The organism is Candidatus Eisenbacteria bacterium, from assembly GCA_035712145.1.
GTDB lineage: Bacteria > Eisenbacteria > RBG-16-71-46 > RBG-16-71-46 > RBG-16-71-46 > DASTBI01.
In genome coordinates this window covers 24606-39369 of record DASTBI010000140.1, presented here as the reverse complement: position 1 = coordinate 39369, position 14764 = coordinate 24606, and the positions used below count along the sequence as shown (strand labels likewise).

General features: G+C 66.9%; 12 protein-coding genes. 2 read left to right on the top strand and 10 right to left on the bottom strand.

The annotated features are described in order from the left end of the window. A partial coding sequence (locus VFQ05_08755) for an adenylosuccinate synthase (GenBank protein ID HET9326846.1) occupies window positions 1-954 on the bottom strand: 954 nt, incomplete at its 3' end. A gap of 249 nt (window positions 955-1203) precedes the next feature. On the opposite strand from VFQ05_08755, the gene VFQ05_08750 reads away from it, so the two are divergent. Next, window positions 1204-2430 (top strand): serine hydrolase, encoded by a 1227-nt coding sequence (locus VFQ05_08750; GenBank protein ID HET9326845.1) that lies wholly within the window; start codon window positions 1204-1206, stop codon window positions 2428-2430. A 7-nt stretch (window positions 2431-2437) separates the two neighbouring features. Here VFQ05_08750 and VFQ05_08745 read toward each other — a convergent pair whose 3' ends face one another. From VFQ05_08745 to tig, 6 genes are all read right to left on the bottom strand, one after another. After that, the gene (locus VFQ05_08745; GenBank protein HET9326844.1) at window positions 2438-3352 is read right to left on the bottom strand and encodes a hydroxyacid dehydrogenase; all 915 of its coding nucleotides are present in this window, start codon (window positions 3350-3352) and stop codon (window positions 2438-2440) included. Between the two features lie 37 nt (window positions 3353-3389). Beyond that, complete coding sequence (locus tag VFQ05_08740; GenBank protein ID HET9326843.1) at window positions 3390-4562, bottom strand: alanine--glyoxylate aminotransferase family protein; 1173 nt, start codon at window positions 4560-4562, stop codon at window positions 3390-3392. 10 nt (window positions 4563-4572) lie between these two features. Continuing rightward, window positions 4573-7083 (bottom strand): endopeptidase La, encoded by a 2511-nt coding sequence (gene lon / locus VFQ05_08735; GenBank protein ID HET9326842.1) that lies wholly within the window; start codon window positions 7081-7083, stop codon window positions 4573-4575. 221 nt (window positions 7084-7304) lie between these two features. Next, window positions 7305-8564: an ATP-dependent Clp protease ATP-binding subunit ClpX gene (gene clpX, locus VFQ05_08730; protein HET9326841.1), complete on the bottom strand. Its 1260-nt coding sequence runs from the start codon at window positions 8562-8564 to the stop codon at window positions 7305-7307. A 13-nt stretch (window positions 8565-8577) separates the two neighbouring features. Next, complete coding sequence (gene clpP, locus VFQ05_08725; protein ID HET9326840.1) at window positions 8578-9162, bottom strand: ATP-dependent Clp endopeptidase proteolytic subunit ClpP; 585 nt, start codon at window positions 9160-9162, stop codon at window positions 8578-8580. A gap of 24 nt (window positions 9163-9186) precedes the next feature. After that, window positions 9187-10473, bottom strand: a complete 1287-nt coding sequence (gene tig / locus VFQ05_08720) for a trigger factor (GenBank protein ID HET9326839.1) — start codon at window positions 10471-10473, stop codon at window positions 9187-9189. A gap of 125 nt (window positions 10474-10598) precedes the next feature. On the opposite strand from tig, the gene VFQ05_08715 reads away from it, so the two are divergent. Next, on the top strand, window positions 10599-11138 hold the full coding sequence (locus VFQ05_08715) for a DUF695 domain-containing protein (protein HET9326838.1): 540 nt from the start codon (window positions 10599-10601) through the stop codon (window positions 11136-11138). Between the two features lie 49 nt (window positions 11139-11187). Here the strand turns inward: VFQ05_08715 and VFQ05_08710 are convergent, their stop codons facing one another. From VFQ05_08710 to VFQ05_08700, 3 genes are read right to left on the bottom strand one after another with little or no spacing between them, the layout of a single operon-like run. Then, the gene (locus VFQ05_08710) at window positions 11188-12090 is read right to left on the bottom strand and encodes a hypothetical protein (protein HET9326837.1); all 903 of its coding nucleotides are present in this window, start codon (window positions 12088-12090) and stop codon (window positions 11188-11190) included. Continuing rightward, window positions 12063-14372, bottom strand: coding sequence for a M56 family metallopeptidase (locus tag VFQ05_08705; GenBank protein ID HET9326836.1), 2310 nt, complete (start codon window positions 14370-14372; stop codon window positions 12063-12065). The genes VFQ05_08710 and VFQ05_08705 overlap by 28 nt, the downstream gene beginning before the upstream one ends. Beyond that, window positions 14369-14764: a BlaI/MecI/CopY family transcriptional regulator gene (locus VFQ05_08700; GenBank protein ID HET9326835.1), complete on the bottom strand. Its 396-nt coding sequence runs from the start codon at window positions 14762-14764 to the stop codon at window positions 14369-14371. The genes VFQ05_08705 and VFQ05_08700 overlap by 4 nt, the downstream gene beginning before the upstream one ends.

The window sequence follows — 14764 nt, the reverse complement described above, 5'->3', positions numbered from 1 at the left end:
GCGCACCGCATACCGCAGCGCCGGCATGTCGAGCCAGCCACAGCGACGCGGACGCCCGGTGACGGCGCCGTACTCCTCCCCCGCGGCGCGGAGCCGCTCCGCCTCCTCGGCAGGCATCTCGCTCGGGAACGGACCGTGGCCCACGCGCGTCGCGTAGGCCTTGGCCACGCCGATCACCCGATCGATCGCCCGAGGGCCGAGCCCAACTCCGGCGGTGGCGCCGGCCGCGCTCGCCGACGAGGAAGTCACGTAGGGGTAAGTGCCGTGGTCGAGATCGAGCAGCGTTCCCTGAGCGCCCTCGAGCAGGACCTGTCGCCCACGGCTCAACGCCTCGTGAAGCTCGTAGGACACGTCGGTCACCATCGGCTCCAGCCAGCGCGCCAGATCGGTGAGGCCATCGAGCACCTGCTCGGCGGTCATGGTCTGGAGCTCGTCGGATTCGTGGAACTCGCGCTGCAGGCGCGCCAGGTTCCTGCCGGCGCGCTCCAGGAACCAAGGCGCGTCGAACAGATCGCCCACCCGCAACCCGGTGCGCGCGGCCTTGTCTCGATAGGCGAAGCCGATCCCCCGTCCGGTGGTGCCGATCGCTCCCTGACCTTGCTCCGCGACGCGCTCGGCAGCCAGGTGGTAGGGAAGGATCAGGTGCGCCGCCGCGCTCACCCCGAGGCGGGCGCTCACGTCGACGCCCAGCGCCTCGATCCGGTCGGCTTCCTCGCGCAGCCGCGTGAGGTCGACCACCACGCCGTTTCCGATCAGGCAGCGCTTGCCCGCGGTCAGGATGCCCGAGGGCAGGAGCTGAAGGACGACGGTCTGGCCTTGGCGGATCACGCTGTGGCCGGCATTGGGGCCGCCCTGATAGCGGGCGATGATGTCGGCCTCGGCGCTCAGGGCGTCGACGATCTTGCCCTTGCCCTCATCGCCCCATTGAGCTCCGACCACCACCGTGCACGGCAAGCGTGAGCCTCCCAGTGTGAAAAACCCGCGGGACGCTAACAGAGGCCTTGGAAGCCAGGCAACCGACGGCTGACAGCGCGGCTGCGGGCGAAGAGTTCCCTTGATGCAAGAAGGCTCTGTTCGTGCAAGTCCTTTGGGCAGGGCTTGGATACCCTAACCCCGAAGGAAAGGATGGCCCTCATGCCAAGATCGTCACTCTGGACATGTTCCCCGCTGCTCATCGCGCTCGCCGTTCCAGCGTATGCGGCGATGCCCGACCCTCGTGCGCTGGAGCTGGCGTTCGACGCCTGGGCCAAGCCGCTGGCGGACGGCTCCCAGCTCTCAGGCAATGTGCTGGTCGCTCGTGGCAGCCACATCATGCTCGAGCGCTCATTCGGCATGGCGGAGCGCGAGCTACGCGTGGCCAACACACCGCAGACTCGCTTCTGCATAGCCTCCATCACCAAGCCGATCACGATCATCGTCGCGGAGCAGCTGATCGACGAAGGCAAGCTCTCACGTACGGACCTTGTCGGTCGCTGGCTTCCCACATTTCCCGGCGCGGACAGCATCACGGTGGACCATCTGCTGCGCCATCAATCCGGCATTCCCCACCGAGTGACGAACGAAGAACAGGAGAGCCAACCACGCACTGCCGCCGACATGGTCGATCTGGCGTCGCGCGTTTCGAGAGAGTTCCGACCCGGGTCGCGCGCCTCGTATAGCTCGGCCGGTTACTCGGTGCTGGCGCGCGTCCTGGAGCTGGCGGGCGGAGCCCCCTATGAGAGCCTGATCGCGCGCCGGGTCTTCCGTCCTGCCGGAATGACTCGCTCCGCCCACTTGAACAGTCGGGTCATTGTGGCCGATCGCGCCTCGAGCTACGTACAAACCGCCGGGGAACTGCAGAATGCGCCGCTCAAGGACCTCTCGTTTCTCGTGGGCGCCGGCTCTGTGATCTCGACGGCCCGCGACCTCCATCGGCTGGTCCTGGCCTTGCTCGATGGCCGGCTCGGCAAGCCGTCACGGGAGACCCTGGTGCGCGGAGGTCGCATTCAGTGGAACGGCTCGACCAACGGTTTTCGGTGCTTCGCGAACTGGGATAGCGCGACGAACGTGATCCTCGTGTTCACGGGCAACCTGCAGACGGGAGCCCCCGATCTAGCCCAGCAGGCCCTCGAAGACATCCTCGCGGGCCGCGAGGCTTCGCCGATGCCAACCCTGAATCCGCGCCCGATCGCGCTTCCGGATTCGTTGTTGCGTTCCTACGAGGGCCTCTACAGGCTGCCGGGCGGCGTCACCCTCCCGATACGCGCCAAAGACGGGAAGCTCATGAGCGGCGACTGGCCACTGATTCCCACCTCGCGCACGACGTTCTTCTCGTCCCGCGATTACGCGCAGGTGACCGTGATCATGGGGGCGGGGCTACGTCCGGAACGGCTCGACTGGAAGATCGGACGCAAGGTGACCGCGGTCGTTCGGGTAGGCGACTTGCCCTAGACCGCTGCTACAGCTTGGCCAGCGCCTCGACCAGGATGGCCGCCGCGTCGTCGCCGGCGCGACCCTGGGCCTCGGCCGTGGACGCGCCGAGGTGCGGGGCGGCGATGACGTTGGGCAGCTCGAGCAGCGGGATCCTGCCCGGTGGCTCGTTCGCGAACACATCGATCGCCGCGCCGCGCAGCTGCTTGGCCTTGAGCGCCTCGGTGAGCGCGGTCTCGTCGACCACACCTCCGCGCGAGCAGTTGATGAGCACCGCGTCGAGCTTCATCTTGGCCAGCTCGGGAGCGCCGATCATGCCACGCGTCTTGTCGTCGAGCGGCACGTGCAGCGAGAGCACGTCGCTCGCCACCAGCAGCTCGCCCAGCTCCACCCGCTTCACCCAGGAGAAGTCTTCGGGCCAGCTCGCCAACACAGGGTCGTAGGCCCAGACCTCCATCTGGAACGCGCGCGCGCGTGTGGCGACTTCGCGCGCGATGCGTCCGAAGCCCACGAGCCCCATGCGACGTCCGGCGATCTCGTGGCCGGAGAAGCGCACCTTTTCCCACTTGCCGTCGCGCAGCTCGCGGGCCGCGTCGACCAGGTGCCGCTCGAAGGCCAGCAGGAGACCGAACACCAGCTCCGCGACGGAAACCGAGTTGGCGTTGGGCGTGTTGTAGACCGCGATCGACTTCTCGCGCGCCGCGGCAGCGTCGACGTTGTCGAGGCCGGTGCCCGCGCGCACCACGACCTTGAGCGTCGTGGTGGCCCGCAGCACGTCACCGGTGACCTTGGTGCCGCCGCGCACCAGCAGCGCCTGCGCGCCGTTCAAGGCCTCGACCAGCTCGGCGCCCTGGAGCCCCACCTTCTCGACCACTTCGTGACCGGCGCGCCGGATGCGGTCGAGGGCCTTGGCATCGGCCTTGTCGGTGACCAGAACCTTCACCGGTCTTGGCTCCGCGTCCCTGGAAGCCCGGGATGGCTCACGCCGTGGCCCAGGCGTGATGCGCGGCTTCGGTGCCTCCCTTGGCGGGCCGGCCCAGAGCGCCTGCGCATTCCTCGAGCGCGCCCATCATCGTGAACACGTCGCCGAGGTCGTAGCAGCCCATGTGGCCGATGCGGAAGATCTTGCCCTTCAGGTGATCCTGTCCGCCCGCGACCACGATCCCGTGAACGTCACGCAGCCGCTTGATGACCGCCGAAGCATCCACGCCGTCGGGCGGATAGAGCGCGGTGAGCGCGTGCGAGGGATTGGCGGCGAAGAGCTTGAAGCCGAGCGCCTGTGCACCCGCCCGCATCGAGAGCGCGAGCTTGCGGTGGCGCAGGTGAACATTGTCCAGGCCTTCCTCGGAGATCATCGCCAGGGCCTCTTCGAGCGCGAGCACGAGGCTGACCGGCGGGGTCCATGGGGTCTCGCCGAGCGGCGCGGTCTTCCGCGCCTTGCGCAGGTCGAAGTAGAAGCGCGGCAGCCCATCCTTCTCGATCGCCGACATCGCGAACGGCGCGAGACTCACCGAAGCCAGCCCGGGCGGGATCATCAGCCCCTTCTGGGAGCCGCATACCACCACGTCCACGCCCCAGGCGTCCTGGGGAAGGGGATGGATACCGAGGCTGGTGATGGCGTCCACCACGAGACTCACACCGCGCGGGCGAGTGATCTTGGCGATGGTCTCGATGTCGTGGATGGCGCCGGTCGATGTCTCGCTGTGCGTGGAGAACAAGGCACTGATGTCGGGGTTGGTCTTCAGCATCCGCTCGACCAAGGCGGGATCCACCGCATGTCCCCACTCGACGTCGATCTTCTCGAACGCCACACCGTAGGCCTTGAGCAGATTCATCCAGCGCTCGCCGAACTTGCCGCCCACGATCACCAGCGCTTTGTCGGACGGCGAGAGCAGATTGACGACCGCCGCTTCCATGGCGCCCGTGCCCGAAGCCCCGATCAGGAACAGCTCGCCCTGCGTTCGGTGCAGCTCGCGCATGGACTCCGTGACCCGCTTGAACGTTGCGCGGAACACCTCGGTCCTGTGATGCGGCGGCACCTGCGACAGAGCCCGCAGGATGCGCACCGGAATCTCCACCGGGCCGGGCGTGAACAGTCGTGCGCGGGTCGCCGCGCGGGTCGCGGCCTGACTCACGGCGGTCGTCAGCGTCATGGTGATTTCCTCAGTGGGCGTAATGAGCGGACTCGCCCTTGTCGGGGCGGACAGCTTTTTCCTCGCGCGCGGTGGACACCTCGTCCGCTGCGACGGCTCGCTCCAGGGCGCGCTCGAGCACCTGGTCCATGTTCTCGACCAGGAGGAACTCGAGGTCCTCCCGCACTTCCGCGGGAATTTCCGCCAGGTCCTTGGCGTTGTCACGCGGAATCAGGACGGTCTTGATGCCGGCCCGGCGCGCCGCCACCGCCTTCTCGTTGAGGCCGCCGATCGGGAGCACGGTGCCGCGCAAGGTGATCTCTCCGGTCATGGCCACGTCGGGGCGGGTGGGCACGCCGGTCAAGGCGCTGACCACCGCGGCGCACATCGTGATGCCCGCCGAAGGCCCGTCCTTGGGGCTCGCTCCCTCGGGGATGTGCACGTGGATGTCGACGTCGCGGTAGAACCACTTGTCGAGCCCGAGCTGCGCGGCGCGCGATCGGGTATAGGTCATGGCCGCCTGTCCCGACTCGCGCATCACCTCGCCGAGCTTGCCGGTGAGGATCAGCTCACCCTTGCCGGGCAGGATGCTGACCTCGATGGTCAGCACGTCGCCACCGACCTCGGTCCACGCCAGGCCGTTGGCCACGCCGATCCGCGACTTGAGCTCCACGGGCGAATCCAGGTAGCGCGTCGGCCCGAGGTAGCGATCGAGGTTTTCGGGCGTGATGGTGACACGCCCGCGCAGCTCGTCCGCCGCCTTCTTCTTCGCCACCTTGCGGCACAGGGTTGCGATCTCGCGCTCGAGGTTGCGCACGCCCGATTCACGCGTGTATCGGTTGACGACCGCCTTGATCGTCGGCAGGCCGAGCTTGATGTCTCCGGGCTGAAGGCCCGCGGCCTCGATCTGCTTGGGCACCAGGAAGGCGCGAGCGATCTCGACCTTCTCGTTCTCCAGGTAGCCCGGCAGGCGGATGATCTCCATGCGATCCACGAGCGCGGGCGGAATGCTGTAGAGCGAGTTCGCGGTGCACACGAACATCACCTGCGATAGATCGAAATCCACCTCCAGGTAATGGTCGTTGAAGGTGTGGTTCTGCTCGGGATCCAGCACCTCGAGCAGCGCCGCCGCCGGGTCGCCCCGGAAGTCCGCGCCCAGCTTGTCGACTTCGTCGAGCAGGAATACCGGGTTCCGGGTGCCGGCCTTGCGCAGGTTCTGGAGGATGCGCCCAGGCAGCGAGCCGATGTAGGTGCGCCGGTGACCGCGGATCTCGGCCTCGTCACGCACGCCGCCCAGGGCCACGCGCACGAAGCGCCGCCCCAGGGCCCGCGCGATCGACTTGCCGAGCGAGGTCTTGCCCACACCCGGAGGACCGACGAAGCATAGAATCGGCCCGCGGTTCTTGCCGGTGAGCTTGAGCACCGACAGGTACTCGACGATGCGCTCCTTGACCTTGCGCAGACCGTAATGGTCCTCGTCCAGGATCTTTTCGACCGCCGCGATGTCGTTGCGATCGCGGGTCGCCTTGGTCCACGGCAACGACACCATCCAGTCCAGGTAGTTGCGCACCACCGTGGCCTCGGGCGACATGAAGCTCATCTTGGCGAGCCGATCGAGCTCGCGCATCGCCTTGGCCAGGACCTCCTGGGGCATGCGCGCGCGCTTGATCGCGGTCGTCAGCTCTTCCAGCTCGCTGGAGAACTCGTTCTGATGGCCGAGCTCCTTGCGGATCGCCTTGAGCTGCTCGTTGAGATAGAACTCCTTCTGGTTCTTGTGGACCTGCGAGCGCACCTGACCTTCGATCTTGCGCTCGAGCTTCAGGATCTCGAGCTCCGCCGCCATGGCCTGGCTGAGCCGCTTGAGCTGATCCGGGACGCTGTTGGCCTCGAGCAGCGCCTGCTTCTGCGGGACCTTGAGCAGCAGATGCGCCGACACGGTGTGGGCGAGCGTGCTCGAATCGGAGATGTTGCTGGCGGTGAGCAGCACTTCGTCCGGTATCCGCCGGTTGAGATGGACGTAGTCGTTGAAGAGACCCATGACGTTGCGCTGCAGCGCCTCGACCTCAGGGCCGGCGCCGCCCTCGTCGGGGAAGAGCTCGACCTTCACGGTGTAGTGGTCGCCGGACCAGAAGAAACGCTCCACGCGCACCCGGCCGAGGCCCTCGACCAGCACTCGCAGCGTGCCGTCGGGCAGGCGAAAGAGCTGGAGGACGCGCACGACCGCGCCGACGCGATAGAGCTCCTGGTGCGAAGGATCGGCGATCTCGCTCCGCTTCTGAGCGGTCACGAACAGCATCCGGTCGCCCGCCACGGCCTTCTCGATGGCGTTGATCGAGGGCAGCCGTCCCACCAGCAACGGGATCGTCATATAGGGGAAGACGACGACGTCCCGCAGCGGCAGCAACGGGAGTCGGTCGCGGAACTCGAACTTCTCGTCACCCCTGAAGACCGTCAAGGTCGCGGGGCGCTTGCCTTCGCGGGACTCGCGAGGCGGAAGCTGAGTAGCCTGGCGGCGACGGGGGTTTCTGGAGGTGCGGTTCACGCGTCTCCTCGTGTGGCCTGCGGCCGGCCATCCTGTGAGAGGTCTTGGTACCCAATCCTTGGGTAGCGGCCACTACGGTTATCGGTACCGCCGACGGCAGTCTACACGAACGCGGCGAGTCATGGGATGCAGTCTCGAGGTCGCAGGTTCGCGCGATCTCCATGCCCAGCACGAAGCCCCGGCGGCGATGGCCACCGGGGCTCGAGCGTCCGACTCGGAGTCTAGGCTTCCTTGCGCCGCTTCTCGCGCTCGCCGCGGTAGGTCAGGAGCGGCGGCGCCCCGGTCATGATGCACTCCCGCGAGATGGTGCAGCCGATCACGTCGGCGCGGGAAGGAATCTCGTACATCACCTCGAGCATCGCGTCTTCGATGACCGCACGCAGGCCGCGGGCGCCGGTGCCGCGCTTGATGGCCTGCTGGGCGATGGCGCGCAGGGCGTCCTCGGTGAAGTCGAGCTTCACGCCCTCCATCTCGAAGAACTTCTGGTACTGCTTGGTGATCGCGTTCTTGGGCTCGGTGAGGATGCTGACCAGCGAGTCCTCGTCGAGGTGGTCGAGCACCCCGACGACCGGAAGACGTCCCACCAGCTCGGGGATCAGGCCGTAGCGAAGCAGATCCTCGGGCTCGACCATCGCCATCAGCTCGGCGGTCTTCTTGTCGGTCTTGCTCCGGATCTCGGCCCCGAAGCCCAGCATCTTCTGGCCGACGCGGCGCTCGATGACCTTCTCGAGGCCTTCGAATGCACCGCCGCAGACAAAGAGGATGTCCTTGGTGTTGACCTCGATGTACTTCTGCTGGGGGTGCTTGCGTCCGCCCTGGGGCGGCACGTTGGCGACGGTGCCTTCGAGGATCTTGAGCAGCGCTTGCTGCACGCCTTCGCCCGACACGTCACGGGTGATGCTGGGGTTCTCGCTCTTGCGCGAGATCTTGTCGATCTCGTCGATGTAGACGATCCCGTGCTCGGCATTGACCAGGTTGAAGTCCGCCGACTGGAGCAGCCGCACCAGGATGTTCTCGACGTCCTCGCCGACGTAACCGGCCTCGGTGAGGCTGGTGGCGTCGACGATCGCGAACGGCACCTTGAGGAAGCGGGCCAGCGTGCGCGCCAGCAGCGTCTTGCCGGTTCCGGTCGGGCCGATGAGCAGGATGTTCGACTTCTCGAGCTCGACGTCCGTGGAGGGCGGCGGCTGATAGATGCGCTTGTAGTGGTTGTAGACGGCGACCGCGAGCGTCTTCTTGGCGCGGTCCTGCCCGACCACGTAGTCGTCGAGGATGCGCTTGATCTCGGCCGGCTTGGGCAGACTGCCGGCCGCCGAGGGCTGCTCGCGCTCGAGCTCGCCTTCGAGGATGTCGTTGCAGAGCTTCACGCACTCGCTGCAGATGTAGACCGAAGGCCCGGAGACCAGACGCGCTACCTCGTCCTGGCCACGGCCGCAGAACGAGCAGCGGATCGGGTGAGGCGTCGCGATGCGTTTCTTCATGGGTTCCTCGAAGCTACTTGCGCTTCTCGATGATCTCGTCGATCAGACCGTACGTCTTGGATTCTTCGGCCGACATGAAGTAGTTGCGATCGGTGTCCCTGAGCAGCTGGTCCAGGGTCCTGCCGGAGTGCTTGGCCAGGATTCCGTTGAGCTGATCTCGGGTCTTGAGCATCTCCCTGGTGTAGATCTCGATGTCGGTCGCCTGTCCCTGGGTTCCTCCCAGCGGCTGATGGATCATGATACGCGAATTCGGAAGGGCCGACCGCTTGCCTTTCGTTCCGGCCGCCAGCAGAACCGCGGCCATGCTCGCGGCCTGACCCATGCAAAGGGTGGCGACGTTGGGCTTGACGAACTGCATGGTGTCGTAGATCGCCAGGCCGGCGGAGACGATGCCCCCAGGGCTGTGGATATAGAGGTTGATGTCCCGGTCCGGGTCCTCGCCCTCGAGGAAGATCATCTGGGCGATCACGAGGTTGGCGATGTTGTCGTCGATCGGCGTCCCAATGAAAACGATGCGGTCCTTGAGGAGCCGAGAGTAGATGTCGTAAGCACGCTCGCCGCGTCCCGTCTGCTCGACCACGATCGGCACCAGACCCATCGGGTGAAACCTCCTTCGGAAGTCCTAGCGAGTGGCGGGGACCACGCGTCCCCCCACGGATTCTTCGGTCACCGCCGCTGCCGCGATCACATGGTCCAGCGCTTTGCGCTCCAGCAACGCCTCGCCCAGAGCCCGGCGCCGGTCGGGCGATTGGTATCGGGCCCGAACCCGCGCGGCCTGTCGAGGATCGGCCTGAGCCATGCGGTCGATCTCGGCGGCAATTTCATCCTCGGACACGGCCAGGTTCTCCTGGCGCGCCACCGCCCCGAGGAGGATCTCGCGTCTGAGCGAGCGCTCCACCGCAGGGCGGTAACGTGCTTCCAGCTCTCGGCGGCCCTCTTCGGGTACCTGCCGCTGGCCCACCGCCTCCTGGATCATGCGATCCAGAGTCCACTGGACCAGGCGTTCGGGCAAGTCGAATGAGTTTCGCCGGATCAGCTCGTCCGAGACCGCGTCCTGCACTTCCCGGAGCACCCGCGATTCTTCCTCGGCTTCCAGGTTGCGGCGCACGCGGCCCCTCAATTCGTCGAACGATGGCAGGTCGAAGACCTCTCGTGCGAAGTTATCGTCCGGGTCCCGCAACTTCTTTTCCTGTGTTTTTCTTACACGAATCACGTACCGGACGCTGCGGCCGGCCAGATCCTGAGCCGGGTAGTCGGCCGGATAACCGATCTCGACCGTTCGTTCTTGCCCCACCTCGGCCCCGAGCAGGCCATTTTCGAGGTCCGGCAGCATGTCGGGGGCGCCGAGCTCGAGCCGCAGGGCCTTGGCCCGGGTGCTCGGGATGCGCCGGCCGTTGGCATCGAGGCGGACCGAATCGACCGTGATGATGTCGCCACGCTGCGCCGGCCGGGCCAGATCGACGAAGACCGCCGAGTCGCCACGCAGCCGCTCGATCATCTGGTCCACGTCGGACTCCTCGACGACCTTCGTGCGCCGGATCGCCTGGATGCCTTTGTAATTCTTCGCCTCGACCTCAGGCCGCACCTCGACGACGGCCTGGAAGCGCATCGGCTGACCGGGGCCGAACCTCAGGTTGCGCACCTGAGGCGGCACGACCGGATCCAGCTTGGCCTCCTCGAGCGCCTGTCCGGTCACCCGCGGCAGGTAGCCCTCGAGGAACTCCTGCTCGACCGCCTCCGCGAAGTTCTGGCGCACGAGATGGATGGGCACGTGGCCGCGGCGGAACCCGGGAAGCGCGGCGCGGCGCTGGATCTTGCGCGCGACCTCGTCGAGCCGCTCCTCGACCTCCTCGGTCGGCACCTCGATATCGAGGGTGTGCTGCCAGGGGCCGGTGGACTGGTTGCTCAACTTCAGGCTCAGTGCTGACTCCGTGGTCGTCAAGGTATGAAGAGCCGCGAGGAGCCCCCTGCTCGCTCGCGACACGCTGCAGCATCCTAGGGGTGCTACGAATGGGATGCAACCGGAGGCCGCTCGTGTACGATGCGCGCGAGATGCTCGCAGGAATCCGCCGCCTCGCGGTCGCCCTGGTCGTGCTGTCCGGCTGCTCTGCGTCGCCTCCCTCGGGAGGAAACGCGGCCGCGCCATCCCCGGAAACAGCCACCGAGGAGAGGTGGAGTGTGATCAACGACCTCGAGAGCGGCCATCCGCGGATCTCTCGTCGCAACGACTCGCTGAGACAGATCGATCGCTCGGCGTACGCCACGCGGCTCACGGTCACGGTGGCCTTCAAGCATCCGACGCCTGACGGCATGCCCGAGGCCGAGGAGTCGTTCAGCCTGGGCACCTTCGAGGACACCCTGGCCACCGCGCTGACGAAGGATCAGCGCACGAAGTTCGCCGCGGTGGTGACCGCCGAGGGTCACCGGGACTTCATCTTCTACACCTCCGCCCCGGAAGAGGCGGGATCACTGGCTCACGAAGTCGCGCTGCGCCGACCCGATCTCTCGTTCGCGATCGGGTCGGTCGCCGACCCTCAATGGAGCGTCTATCAGGGACTCGGACCAAGGCCCTGAACGAGCTACTCGATCCCGTTGACCTTGAGCTTGATGAGCTCTTCGGTCGTCACCCGTCCATGGAGCTCCGGGCGCGGCGGGCGAAGGCCGGCGAGACGCCATGGTTCCTGAGCCGCACCAGATCGTCGACGCTGGCGGACTGGTACCCCATGGACCGGAACTCGCGAACGTAATCCGCAGAGACCCCGTGGAGGTGGAGCCGGACCATCTCCTCGGGATCGAACCAGCGTGATAGCGAGCTCACGTAGGATGGCTCGAGGCCGTGGACCTTGTAGCGCACGATCTCATCGGTGCTGGGCTTCTTTCCCGATGAGGTGCCGAGCCCGCGGACGTAGTCGACGCTGACACCGTGAACCTGGAGCCTCACCACGTCATCCACTTCGAGGGTGGCATAGCCCGCGGCCGACAGCGCGCGCACGAACTCCGGCTTCACGCCGTGCGCGCTCAGCCGAAAGAGCCCGTCGAGCGTGAGCTCCCGCAGGCCGAGAGACTGGAAATTCCGGAACCAGTCTCGGCCCACGTCATGGGTGCAGCAACGGAGCAGATCCTCGTCGGTGGCGTCGCCGAATCCCGCGCGCTTCAGATCCGCAGCGAACGTGGGGTCGGCCTCGAACGTGAACTGGCCGCTGGCGCGACCATGGTCCATCTCGCCATCGAGGCGAAGCGTCCCCGCCTCGCGCACGATCGAGATCGAGACTGGCCCATCCGTCTTACGAAAGCCGCGCAGCTCGCTGGGCGCGATGTCGGTCGAGTGGCTCCACGCGCCCTTGCGGCCGCCCTTGTTCCAGGAGCGGCGAAGGATGAGATCGACCCGCTCCTCCTTGTCACGAGCGTCGATGATCCAGCTGCCCGAGATGGGTGCGGCGATGGCCGGGACGGCGGCCATCGAGATCAGGAGGAGCGTCGCGAGGAAGATTGCCGGCTTCAGCTCTTGTTCTTGCTCTTGCTGCATGGAAGACCGTGCTGGCGGAGGCGAATGATCTCGCTGACCGAAGCTTTGGGATAGCCGGCATCCCGCGCGTCGACGACGAACTCGGCATCCACTCCGGCCTGGCGCAGACGGATCAGATCCGGCGTCGCGAGCCCCGGATAGCCCGCCGCCGACATCTCGAACACGTATTCCGGCTCCACACCCTGCTGCCGCAACGCGATGATCTCCGGGACCTTGAACTTGCCCGCGACCTGCATCTTGGCGACGTACTCGGGTTCGACGCCCTGCTGGCGCATCTGAATGAGCTCCCGCGAGCTCAGGTTGCTCATCGCGCCTTCCATCTCCGCCACATATTCGGGGGTGACACCCTGGTTGCGCATCGATTCCAGCTCGTCGAGCGTGAAACGGCGACGCCCGACGATCTTGAGCTGGCTCGCGTAGTCCGCCGAGACACCCTGCTGGCGCAGTCGAATCGCGCGCTCGACCGTCAGGTCCGGATAGCCGATCCACTTCATGGCCGCGTACCACTCGGCCGTCACGCCATTTTGCGCCAACCGGATCAGCTCTTCGGTCGAGAGGTCGCCGGCGCCGAGCTCGCTGAGCTCGTTCGCGTAATCCGGAGTGACCCCGTTCTGCGCCAGCCGGATGAGCTCGCGCGTGGTGATCTGGCTCCGCTCGCCACGCCGCATCTGCTCGACGAATTCCGGCGACACGCCGTTGTCGGCGAGCGCCATCAGCTCGCGTGCGGGCACGCCGTGGAGCCCCGCCGCCTGATACTCCGAGACGCGCTCGGGACTGACGCCGTGCTGGGCCAGAGCGATCCACTCGTCCACCGTGTACTGCGACCGGCTTCCCTTCGCCGGCGCCGCCGGCGCCACGGGCTCGACGACCGCGACGGCATCCTCGACCGAGTCCTCGATGTCGACATTCACCGTCACGGGTGTGACCGCCTGGGCTTCGACCATCGGCTCCGGACCGATGAGATCGATCGACTGAAGCGCCGAAGAAGCGGCGCGAAGCGCGCTCGTAACCGCCATCGGAGCGAGCTCGGGAAGCATCTTCGACGCCGCGGTGATCTCGGCGATGAGCGGCTCGCCCAGCAGTCCGCGCGCCCGCGAGACCGTGGCCTCGCGCTTCACGGTCCTCTCGACCTCGCGCTTGGTGGTCGATTGCTTCGTGACGACGGCGGTACGGGCCACGACTCGGGAGCTCGCCGTCGCCGCCGGAATCCCGGTCCCCGGGCTTTGCGCGCCCGGTGTGGTCATCAGCGCGACCACCGCCGCGGCGCCGAGCACCGCGGCCAGTCCGCGTGAGCCCTGATCGTCGCGCGGCGGAGCCGAGAGCAGACGCTTGATCCGAGAGAGCAGCGAGCCTCCGCTCGCGGCCACCGCCAGGCTCTCTGCCTGTCCGCGCATTTGCTCCAGGCGGCAGAGCGCGTCGGCGTAGACCAGCGGATCTCCGGCGATCCGGACCGCGAGATCGTCACAGCAGAGCTCCCGCTCCTCGCGGATGCGTCGCGACACCCACCAGACCGCCGGGTGATAGAAGAGCAGCGTCTCGACCAGGCTCTGGAGGAGATTCACCAGGTAGTCGTGCCGCCGGATGTGGGCGAGCTCGTGTGCCAGGATGGCTTCGATCTGGCGCGCGGTGAGACCCGTCAGTGTGCTGGCGGGGAGCAGGATGACCGGCCGAAGCCATCCGGCCGCGGTCGGCACCTGCACCAGCGCGGAGCGGAAAAGGCGCACCGGGCGCGAGACGCCGATGCGGCGCGCGAGCGCCTCGAGCCCCGGTTGCCACTCCGGAATGACGCGGTTGGACGCCGAGCGCGTGAGTCGGCGCACCATCCACCAGCCGCCGAGCAGCCGGATCGAGAGCAGAATCACCCCGATCCCCCACATCGTGACCAGCCAAGGCATCCACGGCCGCGCCGAGCGGATCCAGCTCACGAGCGTGGGATTCAAACGAGGGGCGGATGACACTGTCATCGAAGGAACGAGCACGGCCGAGGGGACTTTCGCGTCGAGCGGGGCCCGCGACGAGCGCAACGCGGGTGGCGCGAGGACGCTGACCCTGGACGCCGAGGCCGCATCGCGCAGGGCGACGAAGGTCGCCACCGGCGCCAGCAGCATGAGAAGGAGCGTTCCGCAGGCGAGCAGGTAGCGGGCATTCGCCCCCGCACGAGAGAGGATGCGGTTGACCACCGCGAAGAAGAAGGCGATCGACGCTCCTTGCCAGATGAAGTGCATCAAGGTCCAACCCAGCGCATCGACGGATGCGCGATCCAATCCCAATGGGGCGCTCATGACGTCCTCCTCTGCGCCTTCCCGAGAACTCTGAGAATCTCTTCCATTTCATCCGGCGAAGTGCGCTTCGCGGCAAGCGCCTGAAGAATCAGCTGGCTGGCGGAGCCATTGAACGCGCGCTCGAGAAGGTCGCTCACGAGCTGGCGCTGGGTCTGCTCCTGTGCGAGGGCCGCGCGATACACGTGCGTGCGCTCGCGCTCGTCGCGCGCCACCAGACCCTTGCGCGCCATGATCTGCAGGAGCTTGAGCACCGTGGTGTAACCCGTGGTGCGCGCCTCCGACATCGTCTGCTGGACTTCACGCACCGAGCTCGGACCACGCACCCAGAGGACACGCAGGATCTCCAGCTCGGCTTGAGTCGGACGCGGCGGAGCAGCTTTCGATGGCTTCAT

What these genes read in the sequence shown, in the direction of transcription:
- VFQ05_08750 (HET9326845.1), top strand. Translation starts at nt 1,204, where the DNA reads ATGCCCGACCCTCGTGCGCTGGAGCTGGCGTTCGACGCCTGGGCCAAG.
- VFQ05_08740 (HET9326843.1), bottom strand. Translation starts at nt 4,562, where the DNA reads ATGACGCTGACGACCGCCGTGAGTCAGGCCGCGACCCGCGCGGCGACC.
- clpX (HET9326841.1), bottom strand. Translation starts at nt 8,564, where the DNA reads ATGAAGAAACGCATCGCGACGCCTCACCCGATCCGCTGCTCGTTCTGC.
- clpP (HET9326840.1), bottom strand. Translation starts at nt 9,162, where the DNA reads ATGGGTCTGGTGCCGATCGTGGTCGAGCAGACGGGACGCGGCGAGCGT.
- VFQ05_08710 (HET9326837.1), bottom strand. Translation starts at nt 12,090, where the DNA reads ATGCAGCAAGAGCAAGAACAAGAGCTGAAGCCGGCAATCTTCCTCGCG.
- VFQ05_08705 (HET9326836.1), bottom strand. Translation starts at nt 14,372, where the DNA reads ATGAGCGCCCCATTGGGATTGGATCGCGCATCCGTCGATGCGCTGGGT.
- VFQ05_08700 (HET9326835.1), bottom strand. Translation starts at nt 14,764, where the DNA reads ATGAAGCCATCGAAAGCTGCTCCGCCGCGTCCGACTCAAGCCGAGCTG.